Source organism: Hymenobacter perfusus (assembly GCF_003944765.1).
In the GTDB taxonomy this organism is placed as follows: Bacteria; Bacteroidota; Bacteroidia; order Cytophagales; family Hymenobacteraceae; genus Hymenobacter; species Hymenobacter perfusus.
Genome location: NZ_RWIU01000001.1, coordinates 435,770 through 458,682, shown reverse-complemented (window position 1 = coordinate 458,682; position 22,913 = coordinate 435,770). Strand labels below are relative to the sequence as shown.

The 22,913-nt window shown below is 59.2% G+C and carries 21 protein-coding genes; 7 read left to right on the top strand and 14 right to left on the bottom strand.

Annotated elements, in window-relative coordinates; all coding sequences use genetic code 11:
* Positions 1 to 127 precede the first annotated feature (127 nt).
* Complete coding sequence (gene recA / locus EI293_RS01965; RefSeq protein WP_125435216.1) at positions 128 to 1,246, bottom strand: recombinase RecA; 1,119 nt, start codon at positions 1,244 to 1,246, stop codon at positions 128 to 130.
* Between the two features lie 204 nt (positions 1,247 to 1,450).
* Here recA and EI293_RS01960 point away from each other — a divergent pair, with 204 nt between their 5' ends.
* On the top strand, positions 1,451 to 2,602 hold the full coding sequence (locus EI293_RS01960; protein WP_125435214.1) for a hypothetical protein: 1,152 nt from the start codon (positions 1,451 to 1,453) through the stop codon (positions 2,600 to 2,602).
* Between the two features lie 9 nt (positions 2,603 to 2,611).
* Here the strand turns inward: EI293_RS01960 and EI293_RS01955 are convergent, their stop codons facing one another.
* Positions 2,612 to 3,187, bottom strand: a complete 576-nt coding sequence (locus tag EI293_RS01955) for a GNAT family N-acetyltransferase (RefSeq protein WP_125435212.1) — start codon at positions 3,185 to 3,187, stop codon at positions 2,612 to 2,614.
* 197 nt (positions 3,188 to 3,384) lie between these two features.
* Between EI293_RS01955 and EI293_RS01950 the strand changes: the two genes are divergently transcribed.
* Entirely contained in the window at positions 3,385 to 4,269 is an 885-nt protein-coding gene (locus EI293_RS01950) for an SDR family NAD(P)-dependent oxidoreductase (RefSeq protein WP_125435210.1), read from the top strand.
* Between the two features lie 222 nt (positions 4,270 to 4,491).
* On the opposite strand, the gene EI293_RS01945 is transcribed toward EI293_RS01950, so the two are convergent.
* The 8 genes from EI293_RS01945 to guaB all read right to left on the bottom strand — a co-directional run bounded on the left by EI293_RS01945 (position 4,492) and on the right by guaB (position 14,804).
* On the bottom strand, positions 4,492 to 4,935 hold the full coding sequence (locus EI293_RS01945; RefSeq protein ID WP_125435208.1) for a hypothetical protein: 444 nt from the start codon (positions 4,933 to 4,935) through the stop codon (positions 4,492 to 4,494).
* 123 nt (positions 4,936 to 5,058) lie between these two features.
* On the bottom strand, positions 5,059 to 6,021 hold the full coding sequence (locus EI293_RS01940) for an AAA family ATPase (RefSeq protein WP_125435206.1): 963 nt from the start codon (positions 6,019 to 6,021) through the stop codon (positions 5,059 to 5,061).
* 90 nt (positions 6,022 to 6,111) lie between these two features.
* On the bottom strand, positions 6,112 to 7,500 hold the full coding sequence (locus EI293_RS01935; protein WP_125435204.1) for a peptidylprolyl isomerase: 1,389 nt from the start codon (positions 7,498 to 7,500) through the stop codon (positions 6,112 to 6,114).
* A 273-nt stretch (positions 7,501 to 7,773) separates the two neighbouring features.
* Positions 7,774 to 10,059 carry a peptidylprolyl isomerase gene (locus EI293_RS01930; RefSeq protein ID WP_125435202.1) on the bottom strand — a complete coding sequence of 762 codons (2,286 nt, stop codon included), beginning with the start codon at positions 10,057 to 10,059 and terminating at the stop codon, positions 7,774 to 7,776.
* A gap of 186 nt (positions 10,060 to 10,245) precedes the next feature.
* A complete protein-coding gene (locus tag EI293_RS01925) occupies positions 10,246 to 10,659 on the bottom strand; it encodes an ATP-binding protein (RefSeq protein WP_125435200.1) in 414 nt (137 codons plus the stop codon).
* Positions 10,660 to 10,683: 24 nt separating this feature from the next.
* A complete protein-coding gene (locus EI293_RS01920) occupies positions 10,684 to 11,013 on the bottom strand; it encodes an STAS domain-containing protein (RefSeq protein WP_125435198.1) in 330 nt (109 codons plus the stop codon).
* Between the two features lie 14 nt (positions 11,014 to 11,027).
* A complete protein-coding gene (locus tag EI293_RS01915; RefSeq protein WP_170170205.1) occupies positions 11,028 to 12,752 on the bottom strand; it encodes a PP2C family protein-serine/threonine phosphatase in 1,725 nt (574 codons plus the stop codon).
* Between the two features lie 579 nt (positions 12,753 to 13,331).
* Positions 13,332 to 14,804, bottom strand: coding sequence for an IMP dehydrogenase (gene guaB, locus EI293_RS01910; protein WP_125435194.1), 1,473 nt, complete (start codon positions 14,802 to 14,804; stop codon positions 13,332 to 13,334).
* Positions 14,805 to 15,045: 241 nt separating this feature from the next.
* Here guaB and EI293_RS01905 point away from each other — a divergent pair, with 241 nt between their 5' ends.
* A complete protein-coding gene (locus EI293_RS01905) occupies positions 15,046 to 15,891 on the top strand; it encodes an oxidoreductase (protein ID WP_125435192.1) in 846 nt (281 codons plus the stop codon).
* Between the two features lie 82 nt (positions 15,892 to 15,973).
* On the opposite strand, the gene EI293_RS01900 is transcribed toward EI293_RS01905, so the two are convergent.
* The 3 genes from EI293_RS01900 to EI293_RS01890 form a co-directional block, all read right to left on the bottom strand.
* Positions 15,974 to 16,753, bottom strand: a complete 780-nt coding sequence (locus EI293_RS01900) for a DUF2490 domain-containing protein (protein ID WP_125435190.1) — start codon at positions 16,751 to 16,753, stop codon at positions 15,974 to 15,976.
* Positions 16,754 to 16,934: 181 nt separating this feature from the next.
* Positions 16,935 to 19,463, bottom strand: a complete 2,529-nt coding sequence (gene hrpB, locus EI293_RS01895) for an ATP-dependent helicase HrpB (protein WP_125435188.1) — start codon at positions 19,461 to 19,463, stop codon at positions 16,935 to 16,937.
* 19 nt (positions 19,464 to 19,482) lie between these two features.
* Positions 19,483 to 19,806 (bottom strand): rhodanese-like domain-containing protein, encoded by a 324-nt coding sequence (locus EI293_RS01890; RefSeq protein WP_125435186.1) that lies wholly within the window; start codon positions 19,804 to 19,806, stop codon positions 19,483 to 19,485.
* A 125-nt stretch (positions 19,807 to 19,931) separates the two neighbouring features.
* Here EI293_RS01890 and pnuC point away from each other — a divergent pair, with 125 nt between their 5' ends.
* From pnuC to EI293_RS01870, 4 genes are all read left to right on the top strand, one after another.
* Positions 19,932 to 20,564 carry a nicotinamide riboside transporter PnuC gene (pnuC, locus tag EI293_RS01885; RefSeq protein WP_170170204.1) on the top strand — a complete coding sequence of 211 codons (633 nt, stop codon included), beginning with the start codon at positions 19,932 to 19,934 and terminating at the stop codon, positions 20,562 to 20,564.
* A 2-nt stretch (positions 20,565 to 20,566) separates the two neighbouring features.
* Positions 20,567 to 21,124, top strand: coding sequence for an AAA family ATPase (locus tag EI293_RS01880; RefSeq protein WP_125435182.1), 558 nt, complete (start codon positions 20,567 to 20,569; stop codon positions 21,122 to 21,124).
* Between the two features lie 69 nt (positions 21,125 to 21,193).
* The gene (locus EI293_RS01875; RefSeq protein ID WP_125435180.1) at positions 21,194 to 22,069 is read left to right on the top strand and encodes an aldose 1-epimerase family protein; all 876 of its coding nucleotides are present in this window, start codon (positions 21,194 to 21,196) and stop codon (positions 22,067 to 22,069) included.
* Positions 22,070 to 22,076: 7 nt separating this feature from the next.
* The gene (locus EI293_RS01870; protein ID WP_170170203.1) at positions 22,077 to 22,493 is read left to right on the top strand and encodes a GNAT family N-acetyltransferase; all 417 of its coding nucleotides are present in this window, start codon (positions 22,077 to 22,079) and stop codon (positions 22,491 to 22,493) included.
* A gap of 112 nt (positions 22,494 to 22,605) precedes the next feature.
* On the opposite strand, the gene EI293_RS01865 is transcribed toward EI293_RS01870, so the two are convergent.
* The gene (locus tag EI293_RS01865; RefSeq protein ID WP_125435176.1) at positions 22,606 to 22,830 is read right to left on the bottom strand and encodes a hypothetical protein; all 225 of its coding nucleotides are present in this window, start codon (positions 22,828 to 22,830) and stop codon (positions 22,606 to 22,608) included.
* Between the last annotated feature and the right edge of the window lie 83 nt (positions 22,831 to 22,913).

Here is a 22,913-nt window from a genome sequence, read left to right as displayed (position 1 = left end):
TGAATCGACTTTCCGCCAGATGGTAGCCGGCCGGCGTTGGTGGCGCGCAGGAACCGGGAAACCGCATAAAAAAAGCGCCGCCGGATAACCGGTGGCGCTTTTTTTATGCTCGTTGGTGCCGAATGGCTTACAGGTCGTCGGTGTCGTCGGCCTCGTCCTCGTCGGTGGTGCGGTCCTCGGGAATGGCGGCCAGTGCCTCCTCGGGGGCTCCCTTCACCTTGGCCCGGATCTGGGCTTCGATTTTATCGGCCAGCTCGGGATTGTCGAGCAGGACGGTTTTCACGCCTTCGCGGCCCTGGCCCAGGCGGTTGCCTTCGTAGCTGAACCAGGAGCCCGATTTGGCAATAATGCCCATATCCACGCCCAGGTCCAGAATCTCGCCCACTTTGGAAATACCTTCGCCGTACAGGATGTCAAATTCAATGACTTTGAAGGGCGGGGCTACCTTGTTCTTCACCACTTTCACCTTGGTGCGGTTGCCGGTGATGTTGTCCTTGTCCTCCTTGATCTGGCCAATGCGGCGGATGTCGAGGCGAACCGACGCGTAGAATTTCAGGGCGTTGCCACCGGTGGTGGTTTCGGGCGAGCCGAACATGACCCCTATTTTCTCCCGCAGCTGGTTGATGAAAATGCAGCAGCAGCCGGTTTTGTTAATGGTGCCAGTGAGTTTCCGCAGGGCTTGGCTCATGAGGCGGGCATGCAGACCCACTTTCGAGTCGCCCATGTCGCCTTCCAGCTCGCCTTTCGGCACCAGAGCGGCCACGGAGTCAATCACAATGATGTCGATGGCACCAGAGGAAATAAGCTGGTCGGCAATTTCCAAAGCTTGTTCGCCATTGTCGGGCTGGGCGATGAGCAGGTTGGCCGTGTCGATGCCGAGTTTCTTAGCGTACAACGGGTCAAAGGCGTGCTCCGCATCAATGAATGCGGCAATGCCACCCTTTTTCTGGGCCTCAGCAATGCAGTGCATAGTGAGGGTCGTTTTACCCGACGATTCCGGGCCGTAGATTTCCACTACGCGGCCTTTCGGCAGACCACCCACACCCAGGGCAATGTCCAGTCCCAGCGAGCCGGTGCTGATGACTTCAATGTCCATCACCTTATTGTCGCTGAGCTTCATCACGGTACCTTTGCCGTAGCTCTTATCCAGCTTATCGAGGGTGAGCTGGAGGGCTTTGAGTTTCTCAGCCTGGGGATTGGAGGCGTTTTTCTCCGCTTTCTCAGCCTTTTCAGTGGTTGCTGCCATTATATAAAGGGTTATTTGGAAATGCTTAGGTTTGGTGAATGTAGGCCTTTTAGCCGGCCGGCGCAACCACTTGCACGAGTGCGGGAAGCAGGAGAACCGGGGTCGGTCAGGGGTGGCTCATGGTAACGCCGCCGGACTATATTTTGTGCCCGCAATGCTAAAAAAATTCGTTGAATTCAGGATGTTTTTTCTGTGCTAAATTTTTTGGAATCAAACCAGCTTTCTAGGGCTCTGATACTGACGCTGGTAGCGTGGCTGGGGGGGATGGGGGGCGCGTGGGCGCAACTGGATAACCGGGCTTTCTTTAACCGGCTACCACTGGGCCCAGGCTACGAGCGGCAGGTGCGGCTGGAAGTACACGGCCTGCTGTTCAACAAAGACAACGAGTATTTCAACAAGATTGACCCCGGCCTGACCTACTTCGGGGCGCAGCTGGCCCCGCGGCTGGTGTATTTTCCGGCGGCCAACCTGCGGCTGGAAGCGGGCATTTTCCTGCAGAAGGACTACGGTACGCAGCGGCTGCGGCAGGTACGGCCCTTGTTTACGCTCAAGTACGCCCAAGGCTCGCACCGGCTGCTGTTCGGCAACATTGAAGGCAACCTGCAGCACGGCTACATTGAGCCGATGTATGACTTTGAGCGGGTACTCTACGACCGGCTGGAGGAGGGCGTGCAGTATCAGTACCTGACCAGCAACACGTTTCTGGATGCCTGGGTGAACTGGCGGCGGCAGCAGTACCGCTTCAGCAACTACCAGGAGGAAGTAGCCGGGGGCCTCAGCGTGGAGCGGCGGCTACTGGGCGACTCCACCGGCTGGCTCCTGAAGCTGCCGTTTCAGTTTACGGCCACCCATACCGGCGGGCAGCTGGACACCATTGATAAGCCGCTGCAGACGCTTTTCAACGGGGCTACCGGCTTGCGGGTGCGCAAGGCGCTGTCCTCGCGCTTTGTGCAGGCCGCGCACTTCGATGGCTACGTCACGTACTTCCACGACTACTCCTTCACATATGCGCTGCCCTACAAGCGCGGCACCGGGCTCTACCTCAACGCCGGCCTTGATACGCGCCTGTCTAACCTACAACTGGCTTACTGGCAGGGAAGCGGCTATATCTCGCCCATTGGGGGGCGGCTGTACCAATCGGTTTCCGTTTCGATGGCCGATCCGGGATATACCGAAAAGCAGCGTCAACTGCTGATTCTGCGGGCCATCAAAGACTACCGGTTGCCTGGTAACCTCATCCTGACCACGCGCTTCGAACCGCTCTACGACCTGAACAACGGCCTGTTCGACTTTTCCTTTGCGCTGTATCTGAATTTCAACCAAAGCTTCCTGCTGGGAACCGTAAAAGGCAATTAGAGGCGTGTTTCAGGACGGTCGTCGCAGGCAATAATAAAGAATATCGGAGCTGCCGAAGGCGCGCAGTGGCCAGGGGCGCGGACGCGGGGGCAAGGGTTGAAAACCCACGGCTTCGGCTACGGCGCAGCTACGCGGGTTAGTTGCCTTACACCGGATCAGGAGCCGTGCAGCCTGCAGCACCTCAAAGCCAAAGGCAGTAACAGCTGCCAATGCCTCGCGGGCGTATCCTTTCCCTTCCGCATCGGCCGCGAGGTAATACCCGATTTCAAGGGTGATGGGCGGAGTCCAGTTAGGTTTCAGGCTGATGTCGCCCAAGTACTGTTGGGTTTCCTGGTGCCAGATGCCGAGGACGTACAGCCGGCCGGTAATCCAGTCGTGCCGGAACTGGGCGAGGGTTTGCGTAGCGGTAGCAGGGCTTTGTACGGCCGCTTCGCGGGCCGGAAACGATGGCCGTAGTCGGATCCGGTTTTCGTCGATAAGCCGAAAGAAATCTGTCGTGTCGGAAGGCAGATAGGGACGCAGCGTAAGCCTGGCCGCCCGAATGGGCGTGCCGGCAGGGGCTGGCAGGGGCGGAACGGCGTACATGATTTGGGGTAGGTAACCGGGTGATACTACGGAGAAAGACGCAAAACCGGTCTATACGACGGCAAGGGAAAGCTCGGCGCTAGAAACCCCGACACATGGTAGTCGTTCAGAAGGGCACTCACACGCCTCATTTCCGGATGCATTTCCGGAAGGTGCTCCCACACGGAGGCGCATTGTTCCTTCTAATCCCTTTCAGCATGTCAGGCAGACTCACCAATAAAGTAGCCATAGTAACGGGCGGCGGCTCGGGTATCGGCGAAGCTATCAGCAAACGTTTTGCTCGCGAAGGTGCGGCCGTGGTCGTCGTTGGCCTGAAATCAGACCCCGTGCGCGAAGTAGTGGATGAAATTCTGGCCGAAGGAGGCCGCGCCATCGGTTACCTCGGTGATATTTCGGCCCAGGAGGTAGCGGAAGGCTGCGTAAAAGCAGCCGTGCAGGAGTTCGGTAAGCTCGATATTCTCGTTAACAACGCGGGCGTATTCCCGGCCACCGCCGAGCTGGACCAATATCCGGTGGAGGCCTTTGAGTACATGATCAAAAACAACATCTACTCGGTGTTCATGATGAGCCGGGCGGCGTTGCCGGAGCTGCAAAAGACCAAGGGCAACATCGTATCGGCGGGTTCGGAAGCCGGACAGATGGGTTCTCCCATGATTACGCCCTACGGCGGCACCAAAGCCTGGGTGATGACCTTCAGCAAGGGGCTGGCCGTGGAGCAGGCAAAACACGGCGTCCGCGTCAACTGCGTCGGCCCGGGCCCCATTGACACGGCTTGGACGCACAAGGAAACCGGACCGATGAACCAGAAAATGGAAAAGAATACGGTAGCCGGCGTACCATTGGGCCGCCGGGGCACGCCCGAAGAAGTAGCCAACGTGTACCTGTTCCTGGCCTCCGAGGAAGCCAGCTACGTTACCGGGGCCACGTACTTTGTAGATGGCGGCGTAACTATTTCCAAGAGCGCCGCCGGCGACGAAGTACCCACGCATCTGAAGCAGGAGCCCACCGGCAGCCTCAACCTGCAGCACAGCAAGGAAGGCAACACCAAAGTGCGCGAAGAAGCGGCAGCTTCTATGTCGTAGCCACAGACAGGCTACGCCCGGATTTTCTCGGAATAAACCAGACCCGTCGGGTTTTATAGACGATTTGCTGTCGGATAGACCCCTGTAAGCTCCCCGATACCCCAAATAAAAAGGCTTGCCAATCTGGCAAGCCTTTTTATTTGGGGTATCGGGCTATAAACCGATTCGTTGTAATCGTCCACGAGATCTGACGAGTCCGGCTTAGGTGTATAGAGGCTGGAACTAGCCTTTCTGCAGCTCTGCCCCGATACCGGAACGCGCCTGCGGGGGGCTGCCGAGAGCCTGCTGGTTGCGCATTACGTTTACCTGCCGGGCTGCCTCATTGAAGTACTCCAGGCGGCGAATCAGCATTTCCTTCGTAAGCACGCGGCCTTCGGGCGTGCGCATCAGCGCTTTCTTATCGTCCAGAATACGCTGCATCAAGACTTCATTACCGGCTTCGTTCTGGCGGAACTGGGCATGGAACTCGCGCAGGCGTTCCAAAGGAGCCTCCGTAGTGAGGCGAAACTGGCCGCCACCGTGGTTCAGAACTTCGCTCAGCACGTACACCTCAAGCGGCAATGAGGTAGTGAGGGCGGTAGTGCGCACATCGAGCCCAGCTTCCAGACCACTGATGATGATTTCCAGGTTGCGCTCAAATTGCTGGTAGTAACCGGCTGCTTCCATTCCTTTCTGAGAGGTGATACTATGAGAAATGAGAAGTGAGACTATGTTAAGAAGAGAAGTAAGACGTCAGTTCTGTGCCAGAACACAGGTTCCTCGTCTCAAATCTCGTAGTCTTACTTCTTTCTATAAAAGTTCTTTTACAATCTGGTCCACGGTGATGCCCTCGGCTTCAGCCTTGAAGTTGCGCACCAAGCGGTGGCGCAGAATGGGCAGGGCTACCGCTTTCACGTCCTCAATGTCGGGCGAGTATTTGCCGTGAATGAGAGCGTGGCACTTGGCCCCAACAATGAGGTGCTGCGAAGCCCGGGGGCCTGCTCCCCATTCCAGCAACTGCGAGGCCCGGGCAGCGGCCCGGCCGGTATTAGGACGGGTTTTGTGCACCAGACCAACGGCATACTCCACCACATTATCGGCTACGGGTACGCGCCGTACCAACTGCTGAAACGCCTGAATCTCGTCGGCGTGCAGTATTTTACTAACCGTAGGCTTGTGCTCGGACGTGGTATTCTTCACAATCTGCAACTCCGCCTCGTAGCTTGGATAGCCCAGCTCAATATTGAACATGAAGCGGTCCAGCTGGGCTTCGGGCAACGGGTAAGTGCCTTCCTGTTCAATCGGGTTCTGGGTGGCCAGCACGAAGAAGGGGCGCTGCAACGGATACCGCTTGCCCGCCACCGTCACAGCGTATTCCTGCATGCTTTCGAGCAGGGCCGCCTGGGTTTTGGGTGGGGTTCGGTTGATTTCGTCGGCCAGCACGATGTTGGCGAAAATCGGCCCTGGCACAAAGTGAAAATCCCGCTGCTGATTGAGCGTTTCGGAGCCCACAATGTCCGACGGCATCAGATCAGGGGTGAACTGTACGCGGTTGAATGAGAGGTCCAGCGAGTCGGCAATGGTCTGGATGAGCAGGGTTTTCGCCAGTCCCGGTACGCCCACCAGCAGGCAGTGGCCCTGCGAAAACACGGCCGTCAGCACCAGCTCCACCACATCATCCTGCCCGATAATGACTTTGCCGATTTCCTGGCGGAGCTTCTGGTAGGACCGGGCAAGCGCGTCGGCGGCTTCTTTATCGGAGGCGAAAGGCATAAGTTGGATTTTGGTTCTCAGTAGTTGGTTGGTACTTTCTGGCAATTGAACAGGCCAAAAACCACCAACCAGATACCAAAAACGAATACATTAGTTCACCGCGTTCAGCAGCTGACAGCCGGAGTACTCAGGGTCAACTTCGAGGTATACGGTGCCCCGGTTCTGGGCGAACCAGGTGTCAAGGGCTTTGTTTTTCTTCTCGTTGAGGGCCGCTGCTGCAATTTTCTGATAGTCGTCGTCGATGTTGGCCTGGTGAGGCGGGGTGTTCGACTTCAGGTACAGAATGCGTACGGCGTCTTTGCCATCGTCGGTCCGGTAGGGTAGGGGCGGCGTGACGCTTCCTACTTTCATGGTGTCAATGGTGAAGAAAATGGCCGGATCGAGCTGGTCGAGGGAAAGGTAGGTGCTACCGTCGCGGCGGTTTTGCATCAGGCCGCCGTTGCCGCCCGAAAGCTTGTCGTCGGAATTATCCTTGGCGGCTTTGGCAAAGCTCACGCTATCAGATAGAATGCGCCGACGCAGTTTGGTGAGTTCCTGGGAGGCCTCGTTGGTATCAGCGGTGCCGGTTTCGGGCTTGAGCAGAATGTGGCGGGTGCTGTAGGAGTCGCCTTTGCGCTCAATCAGCTGAATCAGGTGAAAGCCAAACTGCGACTCCACAATGGGTGATAACCCGCCCGGCTCCAACCGCAGCGCGGCGGCTTCGTACTCTGGTACCAGCTCGCGGCGCTTGAAAAAGCCCAGGTAACCCCCTTCCACGGCCGAGCCGGGGTCCTGGGAAAACTGCTTGGCCAACGTAGCGAAATCCTCGCCGGCCACAATGCGGGCCCGGATGTCATTGAGTTTGGCCTGGGACTCCTGCTTGGCCTTATTGTTGGTTTTGGCCACCTTCACAATCTGGCCTACTTCCACTTCCGTGGAGTAATAAGGCAGGCTGTCTTTGGGCATCCGGTTGAAGAACTGGCGGACTTCCCGGGGCGTCACGGACACCTTGCCGGCAATCTGGTCCTGCATTTTCTGCTGCACCAGCTGCTCCTTCACCTGAATGCGCAGCTCTTCCTTCAGCTGCTTCAGCGGCTTGTTATAGTATTCCTCCAGCTTTTTTTCGGAGCCAATCTGCTGCACGAAATAGGCCATGCGGCGGTCCAACTCACTTTTTACCTGGGAGTCCTCGACCACCACGGAGTCCGTTTCGGCTTTGGCCAGTAGCAGCTTGTTGAGCGCCAGGCTCTGCAAAATGCGGCACTGCGTGTCGGGCGGCAACGGCTTGCCTTCGGCGCGGGCTACTTCCTGAGCATAAATGGTTTCCAAATCAGAGCGGAGCACAATCTGGTTGTCCACCTTGGCAATGATACCGTCTACTATTTTCTGCCCTACCGGGCGTCCAACGCCCAGTTGGGCGTAGCTGGCAGTGGCCGAAACGGCCAGCAGCACCGCGCTCAGCAGTAGCTTACGGGCCGGTACTCGCAATATTTGAATCATGGAATCTTTCCGTAATGCTGCAACAAGCCAGGGGCGTTGCTGAAGCCAGACAGCCGGCAAAACGCCCAAAGCTGCCCGTAAATTTCATCATAAATCCTTTCTCCGGCAAAACCACAGATTCCTCCGGGAAGTGCCCGCTTCGCAGCAGAGAGTCAGACCGGCCGCAAGGGGTTGCAGAGCCGCCAGTGATAGAAGCGAAAAGTCAGGAGTCGGAATGAGGTGGGCGTTTCATTCCGACTCCTGACTTTCTGCGTTTACGGGTGATTACCGTCTCTATTTCGTTACCAGCTTATCAACCTCAGGTTGGTTGATCTTCACCGGATATTTTTCGCGTAGCTGGCTGATCCACTGTTTTTCCAGATAATTCTGGTAGTCGGAAGTGGCCTGTCCCCGGGCTTCGGCCAGGGTTTTGGGGCCGGCCGGCAGCTGTTTCTCTACTAGTACGGCTACTGAGCGACCATCCTGTTGGGTGGCGTAGGTGCTGGGGCCGCTGCTCAGGAACTGGTCCACGGCTTTATTGTCGCCCTTCTGGAAGCTGCGCTGCTGAATCTGCACGGCTAGCGGGTTCTGGGTATTGAGCACATTTTCCAGTGCGGTTACGTTGGTGGTAGTCAGCTCAAAGGTGGCTTGAGCTACCGTGGGTTTGCTGTCGGCGCTACTGCTGAGGCGGCCGGCGGGCACGCCTTGCTCCCGCAGAGCAGCCACTATGGCCTCCGCCCGGCGCCGGGCCAGAGCTGGGGTTTCCCCCTTTTTTACGTGGCCCACGGCGCGCAGGCTGAGGGTTTCGTCGGTCAGCAGCCGTTCGGCCAGGGCCGTTAGGGTGTTGGCCGGAGCCTCGGCCGAGCCAGTGCGGAAGGCAACGGGTGCAGGTAGGCCGGTTGTGAGCTGGTAGCGGCCGGCTTTTTGGAGCTGCTGCGCTTTTTTCAGCAGCTCCGGCGAGGCAGCACTGATAACGGTGGCCTGCACACGGGGCTCCCACTGGTATTTCGCCTGATTTTCGGCAAAGTATTTCTGCAGCCCTACGGTGTCCTCAATGGCCTTGCTCCATACCTTCTCATCCATGAGCTGGAACAAAAGAATCCCGTCGCGGTACTCTTTCACCAGCATGCGGTAGTCCTCGTACTTCGTTTCAAGGTTGGCCTTTTCGTAGTCAGTCAGGCTTTGCTCCACATACTGGTCATAGAGCTGCTGCGCGGCGAAGCGGGGCTCGGCGCCGGGGCGCGGCTTCTGGTTCTGCTGCGCGTAGGTCAGGAACTCCTTCACCAAATACGGCTTGCCGGCAATGGTGAACAGGGTGGAATTGTCGGTAGTCGTTTTGCTCGGTTTGGTAGGAGTGGCCGGGGCGGTGTATGCAAAGCGTCCGGTTACCAACGAGGTGTCCACCTTGGCAAACAGGTACTCCTTGCCGGCCTGGTTTTCAGTGAAGTTGTTCTCGGTGCGTACGCGCTTAAGGAAAGCGGTTTTGTTAAGCTCCGAGCGGGAATCCTTCGCGACTTTGCTTTTGAGCGTGGGCTCCATCGCCTCAAATGAAGGCACCGGCTGCTTTTCAAGCAGCTTGATGATGTGCCAGCCGTAGGGCGTCTGGACGGGTTGGGAGATGTCGCCGGGCTTCTGGAGTTTAAAAGCAGCTTCCTCAAAGCTCGGAATCATGCGGCCAGTGCCGAAGGGCGGCAGCTCACCACCGTTGGCGGCCGAGCCGGCATCTTCGGAAAACTGGCCTACCAGCTTCTCCCAGTTCTCATTGCGGCGGGCGAGGCGGTTATACAACTCATCTACCTTCTTACGTACCGTCACGGAGTCGGCAGCCGGCATGCCGGGAGTAGCCCGAATCATAAGGTGCGCTACCTTGATTTCGCCCTGCGCCTGGCGCACATCATTGACCTTGATGATGTGGTAGCCAAAGCGGGTCCGTACCGGTTGCGACACCTGCCCCACCGGTGTAACATACGCCACCGACTCGAAGGGATACACCATCTGCATAGCCGTGAAGTAGCCCAGCGTGCCGCCGTTTTCGCGGGCTGAAGGGTCTTCGGACGTTTCACGGGCCACTTTGGCAAAGTCCTCACCGCCGGTTACGCGCTGGCGCAGCGCCATAGCTTTCTGGTAGGCGGCCAGCGTATCCTTGGGGGTAGCATCGGGCATCAGGCGTACCAGAATGTGGGAGGCGTTTACCTCCTTGCTCATGCGCTCATATGCCTCGCGGACCAGCTTATCGGTCACGCTCTTCTCCGTGAGATATGGCTGGGCCAATTGCTGACGGTAGCCGTCCAGCTCGCGCTTAAACGCCTGGGTGGTATCGAGGCCGCGCTGCTCCGCTTCCAGCACCTTCAGCTTGAAGTTGGTGTAAAGGTCGAGGTACTCCTGCACGCTGGCTTTGGTGCCATATTCCGGAGCCGAACTGTTGTTTTTGCGGTAGACGTAGGCAAACTCGGAAGCGGGAACTGCGGTGGTACCCAGCGTTTCAACCGGCGTAACCGATGCTTTGGTGGGTTTGGTAGCCTGGCACCCGGCCAGAAGAGCAGCCGCGGCGGTGCCGGCAAACAAAATGCGTTTGTGCATACAGTAGATAAGGAATCGGCGAAGCAAGGAAATCCGGTCGGAAAATGTTCCGGGTGCGGATGGCTGACTAGCGCAATTTTACGGATTTTTTCCGGGAGCCAAGGAAGACGTGAGGTTGCTGGCGGCCACAAAAAAAGCACTCCGCAGGCGGAGTGCTTTCCGGTGAGCCAATACCGTAACGGTGTTTTAGCTCAGTTTCTTATACAACCGACACAGGTTGCGCGTGCCATCGGTGGTAAACTCCACCCGGTCCATAATGCGGTTAACGAGCATCATGCCGACGCCGCCCTTCTTACCGATGCGCACATACTCCTGCAAATCGGGCTCCACGTAGCTGGTAGGGGAGTAAGAAGTGAGGTTGGTATCCTCGATTTCGATGCTGAATTCCTGGTTCTGTAGGTTCACCCGCACATCCAGAAACTGCGACTCATCTTCGCCGTTGCCATGAATAATGAGGTTGGCTACCACTTCGTCCACGGCCAGCACAATCTGGTTAATCACCAGTTCGGAAAGGTGGTAACTCAGCAGAAACTCGCTCACGAAGTCACGCACCACCTTTAGGTTGCGGCGTGTGCAGCTAATTCTGATTGCGTGTTTCATCCCCTCGGCTTCCGTGCAGCACTATTATACGGCCACCGCTTCGGCCTCCGACGGAACAATCGTCATCAGCGAATCGAGGCCTAAAATCTCAAATACATTATGCACTTTATCCTGCATGTTAAAGAACACCAGCTTCACCCCCGCGTCCTGAAACGTTTGCAGATGGGAGATGAAAACGCCCAAACCAGCCGAAGAAATGTAGTTCAGCTGGCGGCAGTCAATTAGTACTTTCTGGTTGCCCAGTATCTCGGGCTTGCTGAGTTCCGTATCCAGTACTACTGAAGAACTGGCATCCAGTTCACCATCCAGGCTGAGTGTAAGAGTACTTTCAGTTGATTGTTGCGTTATTTTCATAACTCCGTGCTACGTTAAAGGATGCCTTCGGGTTGGGAGGCTTTGAATTTAATTACCAGCAGCGTCTGATCGTCGTGTATGGGCTGGCCTTTGCTGAACTCATTGAGGTCAGCCAGAATCTGTTCTTTAATTTGCTCGGCATCAAGATAATAGGTGTGCTCCAGCATCTGTTGCAGCCGTTCCTCGCCGTATTCATCCTGCGCTCCGTTGCGGGCCTCCACAATACCGTCAGTGTAAATCACCATCACGTCGCCGGGATTGTAGTCGTAGAACTGGTTCTTGATGTGCTTTTCGTAGCCATCGTGGCGGATAATGCCCAGTCCCAGTCCAGCGGTGCGGAAATACGATACTTCCTCCTTGATGGAGTGGTAATACAACGTGTGGCAATGCCCGGCCCGGGCGAATACGAAGCCACCATGCTCATAATCAATGATATAGAGCGAAGCAGTGATGAAAGCCGACTTCTCCAGGCAGCGCGCCAACGCGGTATTGGCCTGCGCCATGAATTTGCTGGGCACCGGAAATTTCTCCCGCTCGTTGCGGGCCAGCGGGTTTTCCTGCATCAACGCGTGAAAAATTCCTTTCATCTGCGCCACATGAAAAGCCGCCGTCACACCCTTGCCCGATACGTCGCCGATGAGCACTGCCAGCCGCCGGCCGGGCAAGTGCAGAAAGTCGTAAAAGTCGCCGCCCACTTCCGTGGCCGCCAAAGCGTGGGAGCTTATTTCAAACCAGTTGTCAATGGGCAGATTTTTCGGAATAAGGCTGTCCTGCACTGCCGAGGCAATTTTCAGCTCGTCCTGTACGCGCTGCGTGTGCAGGGAGGCCTGAATCAACTGCAGATTCTCAATGCTGAGTACGGCCTGGCTGGCGAAGGTCTGCAGAATACTCAGGCTCTCCCGGTCAAAACCCTGCGGTATGGTCTTTAGCATGTAGAGGTTGCCATACTGCCGTTTGCTGGAGCGCAACGGCATGACAATCAGGGAGCCAAACGGTAAATCCAGCGCCCGAAAACCACTGCTGTTGAACAGGTCGTTGTTGAGGTACTCAATATGGTTGAGGTTGTAGTCAACCAGCAGATTGCGAATGGCTTTGGCCTGCTCAGGCTGCAAGGCATAATACTGCCCCGGGTAGCTTTCCGCGCCTTCCTCCACATCCAGCCAGGCCGCATCGGCCTCCACGGTCTGAATAGCCGAGTCGAAGAACATGCGGTACACTTCCTCTGCATTCTGGCCGCGCTGAATGAGTTGCGTCAGCCGCTGCAGACTCAGAATTTCTTCGCGCTTCTGCTCAAATACCCCCGCCGTAGGTAGGTTGAAGAAGGTAACCAGTAGTCCTATTACCGCATAGAAACCCGCGAAGAAGGCGTTTAAAATCAGGAAAGCATGCTGCGTGGCGGGCGCAATCAGCTGCGGGTCAGATTTGGTTTGGAGGAAATAGGCCACAAACACAGCCATGGCCAGAATGATGGCCAACTGCAGCAAAATGACTTCTATTTTCTGGCGGCGGTTGAGGTAGGCGACCCATTTTTGCTGGCCACTGATATAGGCCCCAAACGCAGCCAACGCACCCAATAAAGCCGTGCTCAGGCCGAAGGGTGGCGTCCAGGTAAACAGGCGGAAGAGCAAGGTGATGCCCAGCAGTACTTCAAACCACAGCCACAGGCGCCGCAACCGGGCAGAGGAGCGAAACAGCACCAAGGACCGCCAGGCATAGTTGGTACGGGCCAGCAGCAGCACAAAAAGGCCAACATTTATAGTATAAATGCAGGTGAAGAGAACTGAGCCGGTTTCGGGTAGCTTGGTTTGAACGAGCTGCTGTACGAGGTGCAGCCCTACGCAAACGGTAGCCAGTAACCCCGGTCCCAGCACTAATCGCCGGATCAGGCCTACAAAATCAAGGCCTCGCAGCCGCTCCCCGGTGCCACGCTCCTGGATAAATATACAGGCCGTAAAGACTGCCTGTAGCACCAATAGCAGCCAACCGGGCGGGGGGCTGATGGATGGGGATAATAAGGATGGATGTGCGTATAACAGCGTACAGGCCAGCAGCCCAAACCAGCTTAGCAGGGAGAATGGAACCAGGAAGGAATGGAGCTTCCGAAAAAATGACATGCGGTAATCCTACTGGAAAGGGCCGGGAGGCGGGCCGAAATGGGAAAGCAAGATAGGGGAGTAGGCGGAAAAAGCGTCACATATCTATCGGGCACGTAGTCCGGCCTACCTACGTAATCGGCGAAAAAAAGCCGACGGCCGGTAATGGCCATCGGCTTTTTTGGAATATTTCGAAGGAAAATAAGTAATGCTTTCGAAGTCGGCTTAGCGGCTGCTGTAGTTTGGTGCCTCGCGGGTAATCTGCACATCGTGGGGGTGCGATTCGCGCAGGCCGGCTCCGGTGATGCGCACAAACCGGGCAGTCTGGAGTGCCTCGATGGTAGCCGCGCCGCAGTAACCCATACCGGCGCGCAGGCCGCCCGAGAGTTGGTACAGCACTTCGGCCGCCAGCCCTTTGTAGGGCACTCGGCCCACAATGCCTTCGGGTACCAGCTTTTTCACGTCATCTTCGGCATCCTGAAAATACCGGTCCTTAGAGCCTTCCTCCATGGCTTCTACCGAGCCCATACCCCGGTAGCTCTTGTATTTGCGACCTTCAAAAAGCGTGACTTCGCCGGGTGCTTCTTCGGTACCCGCCAGCAAAGAGCCAATCATAATGGTGCTGGCACCGGCAGCCAGGGCCTTCACCACGTCGCCCGAGTACTTGATGCCGCCATCGGCAATAAGTGGTACGCCGGTGCCTTCCAGGCCCCGGGCCGCTTCCATCACGGCCGAAAGCTGCGGGACGCCGATACCGGCAATGATGCGGGTGGTGCAGATAGAGCCGGGCCCTACGCCTACTTTTACGGCATCGGCCCCGGCATCGGCCAGGGCGCGGGCGCCTTCGGCGGTAGCTACGTTGCCGGCAATTACCTCCAGGTTGGGAAACTGCTGCTTGAGGTTGCGCACCGCATCAAGCACGCCTTTGCTGTGGCCGTGGGCCGTATCCACGCTTACCACATCTACACCGGCTTCTACTAGCGCGGCCACGCGGTCCATCAGGTCGGCCGTGACACCCACGGCGGCTCCTACGCGCAGGCGGCCCAGTTCGTCCTTACAGGCGTTGGGCGTACGGCGGCGCTTCCGGATGTCCTTATAGGTGATGAGGCCCACCAGCCGACCGTCGGTATCAATAACCGGTAGCTTTTCCACTTTCGAGTCCTGCAGAATATCCTCGGCGGCGGCCAGCTCAGTGCCGGCTTTAGCCGTTACCAGCGGCAGCGGCGTCATGACGGCCGTAACCGGGCGGCTCATGTCCTTCTCGAAGCGCAGGTCGCGGTTGGTGAGGATGCCTTTGAGGCGCCGGGCGGCGTCGATGATGGGAATGCCGCCGATGTTGTTGTTGCGCATCAGCTTCTTGGCGTCGGCCAGGGTGGCGGTTTCTTCCAGCGTAAACGGATCGAGGATCATGCCACTCTCGGAGCGTTTTACGCGGCGCACCAACTCGGCCTGGGCCTTGATGCTCATGTTCTTGTGCACGATGCCAATGCCGCCTTCCTGGGCCAGGGCAATGGCCATTTCGGCCTCGGTCACCGTATCCATAGCCGCCGAAACGAAGGGAAGCTGGAGCCGGATGTTGCGGGTTAGCTGGGTGCTGGGGTCGGCGTCGCGGGGCAGTACTTCCGAATAACCGGGCAGCAGCAGGACGTCGTCGTAGGTCAGCGCCTCAAAGGCAATTTTGGCAGCGTAGTCGGCCATGGCAACAAGAAGATTAGGTGAGGCTTGTTGCCGGACAAAGCTACGGCGGAAAATTGGGTTTTCGGTGGTGATAGTCAGATTTCGGGTTGTGGTTGTGTTACGTGTGGAGCACTAAAGGGCCGCTGACGCCGCGTGGTTGGCACCAGCCGGAGAAAAACCTACGCGCCCGTTCCGGAGTTATACCGCCCAACGCTTCCTGAATCCGAAGCGCATATCCTTCCATTATTCCCCTCCACGTTTCATGACAACCACCAAAAACTGGTTTATTACCGGCGTCAGCACCGGTTTCGGCAAAGAGCTGGCCGACTATTGTCTGAGCCAGGGCGACAACGTGGCCGCCACCTTCCGCAAGCATGAGCAGGCCGATGAGTTTACGAAGAAAGCCGGCGCAAACGGCCGGGGCTTCGTGGTAGAAGTAACCGATGAAGCGCAGGTAAAGCAGGGCATTGCTGATGCTATTCAGCATTTCGGTCACTTGGATGTAGTTGTAAACAACGCGGGCTATGGCTCGCTGGGCAGCATCGAGGAAATTGATGCCGCCGAAGTGCAGCGCCAGTTCGACGTGAACGTATTCGGGCCGCTGCATGTGCTGCGGGCCGTGCTGCCCCATCTGCGCGAGCGGAAAAGCGGCCATATTCTCAACATCACCAGCATTGGCGGGCTCAAGACGTTCCCAGGTGTGGGCGTGTACAACGCCAGCAAGTTTGCCCTGGAAGCTATCGGCGAGAGCCTGAGCCAGCAGGTCAAGCCGCTGGGTATTCACGTTACCAACATTGAGCCCAGCGGGTTCCGCACGGAGTGGGCCGGCAGCTCGGCCACGTACGTGGATACCAGCATTGAGGACTACCGCGCTACCGTGGGCGAAAATCTGAAAGGCATTCAGAGCTACAGCGGCAAGCAGCCCGGCGACCCGCAGCGCGCCGCCAAAATCATGTTTGATATAGTGCGCCAGGAAAACCCGCCGCTGCATTTGCCACTTGGTAAAGCGGCCGTGAAGGGTGCCCGTGACAAGTTTACAAGCTTGGTACAGGAGTTGGAAACCGTCGCCGACCTTGGCGACTCGGCCGACTTCCCGGCCGGCGAATAGCTCCGGGCGAAAAATCAAAAAGCGCAGCTGCCCTATCCGGTAGCTGCGCTTTTTTTATGCGCAAGCGGAAATAAATCCGGCCTTACGGTGCAGTAGCCGGGGTGGAGCGGCGCAGATCGGGGTTGAAGCACAGGCTGAACTGCACGTTTTCATTGACTTCAAAACGGCTCTCCTGTCGAGGCAGGACCAGTTGGTTAAGGTACCCGATTTCTACGGCGGCGGCTTTGGTAATCTGGTAGCCCAGCCCCAGATATGCTCGGTTCTGCTGCAGCAGCCGCTGGTTTTCGTGGCGGCCGAAGCCCAGAAATACTTCATTCGAAGCCACCAGAAACGGAATTCCCTCCGTCATTTCCTTCCCGATGAGGGGTAGGGCCAGCCGCAGCTGGTAGCGCATGCGGTTGAGGTAGGTAAACGCCTGCCGGGGCTGCAGCTGCACCCAGCGCTGCTCCAGGCGGTAGCGGTGCTGCAGCTGCACCCGGCTTTTAGTGTCGCGCAGCAGTAGCTGCTGGTACAGCCGGTGCTCCGGCGCGCCCGGCAGCCCGCCATCCAGCGCCGACTGGGAGTAGGCATAGCCGCCGGTCAGCAGCAGGTTATCCACCACGTAATAGTTGGCCCCGGCCCGAAACACGTTCTGGCAGCCCAGCGCGGAAGTGCGGCTCCGCAGGACCTGGGCTTCCGCATGAATGCCCCACCGTTTGCTCAGGCGGGTATCACTCAGGAACATCAGCCAGGCGTTGCTCAGATTGGAGCGCATGGCTGGTTGGGGCGTAGGCTGCTGGGCCGAAGCCGGGTGCAGCATCCGCAACATCAGGCTCGCCAGCAGCATCGTGCCCCGCCATAGGAAGGGGGTAGATTTCTGCATAGAGTAATGTTACCGAATTGTTGCCCGTGTTACCCTATTGTTAATGTTAAGTTTTAAGTGACTCTCGATGAATACCTAACTCCACCGGGTAAATGAACGCCGATCTGCTGTTTCGGACCGGCGAAGAACTCTATTCAGAGATGCTTCAGCCTCATCTACCTATGCGGGCTACCCGAATGCGCTACAGGCCATTTTGCTTTTTCGTGCCCCTGATGGCCTGGGCTTCCAGTGGATTTTCGGGCCAATAGTGCTTGGGATACCGGCCGCGCAGTTCTTTGCGCACTTCAAAGTAGCTGCTGGTCCAGAAGCTGCGCAGGTCGCGTGTCACCTGGGCGGGGCGGTAGCCGGGGCTGAGCAAATGCAGCGTGAGCGGTACGCGCCCGGCCGCCACGGTGGGCGTATCCAGCAGGCCAAATACTTCCTGCAGGCGCACGGCCAGCACCGGCGCGTTCGGTTCGGCGTAATCCAGCCGGATGTGGGAGCCGGTAGGAACCTCTAGGTGGGCCGGGGCGAGGCGGTCCAGCTCCTGCCGCTGGCTCCAGCCGTTCGGCAGCCGCCCCAGCAAAGCCTCCTGAAAGTCCACCCGACCCAGCTCCACCATCGACTTTATACCCGTCAGATAAGGCCCCAGCCAGTCTTCCAGCTCCGCCAGCAGTACCTCATCGGATACGGCGGGCCAGATTTCGGGGAAGTGATGGTGGGTAAAGGCTAACCGTTCCCGCAACTGTTGCGCGGCCTCGCTCCAGGGCAGGCGGGCAATGCCCTGCGTACGCAACGAGCCCAACAGGACCTGGGTAATTGCGGCAGGTTCGGGGTTAGGCAAACTGGTATCTGCTAATACCAACGCCCCCAGCCGCCGTAGCCGCCGTGCCGTGACGCGGCCCGTTGCATCGTCCCATCGCACCTCATCACGGGTTTCCAGCTGCTCCGCAAAATATTCTTCCAGCTCCGCCCGACTTAGGGGGGCCGCCAGGCTGGCCCGGGGTTGGGCGGCTACTCCATCCAGCGTTGCCACGGCAAAAAAAACGTCCTGCTGGCTGAAAAATTCGGCTGGCAGCGTGGCGCGCTGGCCGTTGACCAGCCGCACCCGCTCGGGCGTTTCGCGCTGGGCCAAACGGTCAGGATAGGCCAGGGCCGCCAACAAACCCGCTACGTCAGAAACAATGTCGCCCTTGGCGCCGGCCCGATGACGAAGTACCGTGGCGGCTTCGCGGACCCGGCGCATCCCGGCGCCATCGGGCAGCAGGCCGGGCAAGGGGGCGCGGCCGGTTTGCAGAGCCTCCAGCCGCAGGCGTAAGTCGGGCGGCCCGAACGAGCCATCCGCCGGCCGCAGAATGTCGCGTTCCGTGAGGAGGGCTGCCAGCGCGCAGGCCGTGGCCCCGTACCCGATTTCCTGGCCCCGCACCACCAAATGCGCTAACCGCGGAGCCAACCCGAGGCCCGACAATGCCCGGCCGTGGGGGGTAGGGTGACCGGTGGGCGTGAGGGCCTGCAGCCGCACCAGCAGCTCCCGAGCCTGGGCCAGAGCGGGCGCGGGCGGCGCATCAAGCCAGCGCAGGGTGGCGGCATCGTAAGCGCCCCACAGGGCCAGCTCCAGGGCCAGCGGGCTGAGGTCGGCGGTCAGGATTTCAGGCGCCAGGTGGTGGGGCAGTTCCCGGAACTCGGCTTCCGTCCAGAGGCGGTAGCAGGTGCCGGGACCGAGGCGGCCGGCCCGGCCCCGGCGCTGGTCGGCGGCGGCCTGGCTCACCGGCTCAGTACCCAAAGTGGTGAGGCCGGTGCGGGGCTCGAAGCGCGGTACCCGGGCATAGCCGCCATCCACCACCATTGTTACGCCCTCGATGGTCAGGCTGGTTTCGGCAATGCTGGTGGCGAGTACCACCTTGCGGCGGCCGGCCGGAGCCGGCCGCAGGGCCGCGTCCTGCTGCTCGGCGGGCAACTCGCCGTGCAGCACATGCAAATCGATGTGAGCCGGGAGGGAAGCCAGTCGCTCGGCCACCCGTCGTTGGTCGGCGAGGCCCGGCAGAAATACCAGCACGTCGCCGGTGGGGTGGGTGTGCAGGGCCTCGCGCACGATGACGGGCACCAGATCCTGCAGTTTCTCGTGGGGACGGCGTGAAGCGGCGGCGGCCCGCTGGGGGCTCAGGTAATGGGTTTCGACGGGAAACATGCGGCCCAGACTGCTCACTACCGGCGCGCCGAGCCACTGGCCCAGTCGCTCGGCATCCAGCGTGGCCGACATGATCAGCAGGCGCAAATCGGGCCGGAGTACTTGTTGAGCATCCAGGGCCAGCGCCAGCCCCAGATCGGCCTGTAGACTTCGCTCATGAAACTCGTCGAACAGTACCGCTGCCACGCCTTCCAGGGCCGGATCGTCCTGGAGCTGGCGGGTTAGAATCACCTCCGTGACTACCTCAATGCGGGTTTTGGCCGATACCTTGCTTTCCAGCCGCATCCGGTAGCCTACCGTCTGGCCCACGGGCTCACCCAGCAGCTGGGCCATGCGGGTAGCAGCGGCCCGCGCCGCCAGACGCCGGGGTTCCAGCACCAGAATCTTTCCATCGGCCCGCCAGCCGGCTTCCAGCAAGGCTAGTGGGACAATGGTGGTTTTGCCTGCGCCGGGCGGGGCCTGAAGCACGGCAACCGGGGCCGTTTCCAGTGTTCGGAGCAACTCCGGCAGGGCATCGAGAATGGGGAGGGCGGGAAACTGCATGAGGCGGCGGAAAACCAGCTTAATAAATGGCCACGCTTGGGTCTACCTGCACGCTCCAGGCGTGAATGCCGCCGCGCAGGTTCAGCAGGTTAGTCAACTCGTGGCGGTGCTGAAGGTAGGCCAAGGCCTGCATGGAGCGTACACCGTGGTGGCAGATGAGTACGGTGGGCCGGTCGGGGTCAATTTCCCCGGCCCGTTGTGCCAGCTCACCCAGCGGAATCAGCACGCTGCCCTCGATGCGGCAGTAGGCATATTCCTCGGGCTGGCGGACATCGATGAGCTGAAGGTCGTCGGCATTCTGAAGGCGGGCGTGCAGTTCGGGGGCGGTGAGTTCAGGAAGCATAAAAGGTAGAGCAAAACGGAAAATGCGGGAGCAGCCGCAAAATTACCCTAATGCTCGTTAGCTTTGACCACGCCCGCTGCCTGCTTCGGTGGCCCGGGCAATACGTCGTTTCTCAGTTGTCTTCTGTGGTGCAGTCATTGTACGAGTTCTGGACGGCCGCCGCCGGGGGGAGTCCGCTGGAGTGGGTGGCGGTGCTCACGGGTTTTGCCTGCGTGTGGCTGGCCGCCCGCGAGTCGCTCTGGAACTTCCCGGTGGCCATCGTCAGCTGTGGCCTCTACGTGCTGGTGTATTTCCAGGCCAAGCTGTACTCCGACTGCTTTCTGCAAACCATGTTCATCTCCCTGAGCGGGTACGGGTGGTACCAATGGCTGCACGGCGGCCGTGACCGGACCGAGCTGCCCGTGTCGCGGACCCGGCCGCGCGAGTGGCTGGCGTGCGCCGCATTCGTACCCATCTTCACGCTGGGCTTTGGGTATTATCTGCAGCAATACACCGATGCCTCCCTGCCGTACTGGGACAGCTTTACCACCGCCGGCAGCCTGGCCGCGCAGTATCTGCTGATGCGCAAGCGGGTGGAAAACTGGCTGCTCTGGATTGTAGTCGATATCATTTACGTGCCTATTCTGTGGGCGAAGCAACTGTATCCGACCAGTGCGCTGTATGCGCTGTACCTCGGGCTGGCCGTGTACGGTTACTGGGAGTGGCGGCGCGCCCTGCACCGGCAGCCGGCTCCATCCACCGATATTCAAGTAGCCTGAGTATGTTGCGAGTTGCCCTCACCGGCCCCGAATCGACGGGAAAAACCACCCTGAGCCGCCTGCTGGCCGAGCACTACCACACCGCCTGGGCTCCCGAGTACGCCCGGCATTACCTGGAGCACCACGGCCCCAACTACGTGCTGGCCGACCTGGAACGGATGGCCAGAGGGCAGTTGCGGGCCGAGCAGAATGCCTTGCAGGCCGCCCAGTTGCAGGGCCGCCCCGTTATGTTCTGCGACACAGATCTGCTGGTGATAAAAATCTGGGCGGAACACTCCTTCGGCTTCTGCCCCGACTGGATTCTGCGCCGCATTGCGCAGCAGCAGTACGATTTGGTGCTGCTGCTGAGCGTGGACCTGCCCTGGGAGCCGGACCCCCTGCGCGAACATCCCAACCACCGCCAGTATTTCTACGACCTCTACCAACGGGAGCTGCGCGAACAGCTGTCCAACTTCGCCGAAATCAGCGGCACTCCGCCCGAGCGGTTCGAACAGGCCTGTTTTCACGTAGATGCGCTGCTGGGCAAAACCACGGCGTGGCCGATGGCCCGCCTGAGTTAGCTGCCGGCGTAACCCAACTTTCCGGGACGGCAGTCGTTTGTTTCTGTCGTTAGCCGCATTATCTGTTGAATGACCTACACTCTCGAAAATGAGCTGTGCCGCGTGGCCGTAGCCGCGCACGGGGCCGAGCTGCATAGCTTCATCCGCAAGGATCTGGGCAATCTGGAATACATCTGGCCCGCCGACGCGGCCTACTGGAACCGCCATGCGCCTGTGCTTTTTCCCATCGTCGGCCGCCTGCCCCACAATGCGTACCAGCACCAGGGCCAGCCTTATACGCTGGGCCAGCACGGCTTCGCCCGTGACCGGGAGTTTACGCTCCTGCACCAGACGCCCACGGAGCTTACGCTGGAGCTGCGGGCCGATGAGCAGAGCCGCCGACAATATCCGTTTGAGTTTGCTTTGCGCATTTCGTACCGGCTGGCGGGGGCCACGCTCACCATTGGCTGGGAAGTGGAAAACCCGGGAACCAAGGAGCTGCTTTTCAGCATTGGAGCCCATCCGGCCTTCCGGTGCCCGCTCCTGCCCGAGGAAACATTTGAGGAGTACGAGTTTGTGTTCGACCACCCCGTAACTTTGCAGCGCCATTTGCTGGAGGGTGGCCTGCTGAACGACCAGACGGCTCCTGTGCTGGAACAGCAGACGACGCTGCCCCTCAGCTACGCCTTGTTTGCCGACGATGCCCTGGTGTTTAAGCACTTCGACTTCACGCACCTCACCCTGCGCAGCCGTCGTTCGGGCCGCTCGGTGCGGGTGCGCTTCGATGGGTTTCCCTACCTCGGCCTCTGGACGAAAGGGCCCGGTGCGCCGTTTGTGTGCATTGAGCCCTGGCAGGGAATTGCCAGCTCAACCACCGGCTCCCCGGAGCTGGCCGATAAAGAAGGCATTCTGAGCCTGCAGCCCGGCCAGCAGTTTCTCACTTCTCATAGCATCACCGTTGCCTGACGCATACATGACCGCCGAAATCACCATCCGCCCCATTCAGGCGGCCGAAACCCATTCGCTCCGCCACCAGGTCCTCTGGCCCCAGGAGTCCATCGAGTACGTAAAGCTGAACAACGACGAATCGGGCCGCCACTTCGGAGCTTTCCGTAACGGCAAGCTCGTATCGGTTATTTCCCTGTTTATCGACGGCCGCGTAGCCCGCTTCCGCAAGTTTGCTACCCGCCCCGATTGCCAGGGCCAGGGCATTGGGTCGCAGCTGCTGCGCCATGTGCTGGAAGATGCCCGCGAGCAGGGTGCCCAGCGCATCTGGTGCGACGCCCGCGCCGTGAATGAGGCCTTCTACCGCGCCTTTGGTCTGGAGCCAGAAGGCAACCGTTTCTACCGTGGTACCATTCCTTACGTGCGCATGGCCAAGGATTTATAGGAAATAGAACTGAGCTACTAGAAGTGAGAGGGGAGCCTCTTGTTCTGCGGCCCGCTCGGGCCGCAGAACAAGAGGCTCCCCTCTCACTTCTAGTAGCTCAGTTCTCTAATGCCTACACCTTCACCGGCCGGCGGTTGTAGTCGGGTTCCCAGTCGTTTATGGGGCGGGAAATACCGGGCGGCAGGTCGAAATCGGGGAGGCCGTCGTCGAGCGGTTCGCCGCCGTCGTCGTCGTTGTCCGGCGCTGGCGGCTGGCGGGTACGGCGGCGCGGAAGAGCCAGTAAAAGCCCGGTGAATACCAAAACAACGAACAGATAGAGTAAGCTGGTGAGAGGCATGGCGGGAAAAGCTGAGGTCCAACAATAAGCGGAAAGCCAACCGGCAGTAACAGAAGAAACGGAGGCGCGGGCCGGGTTGTTTT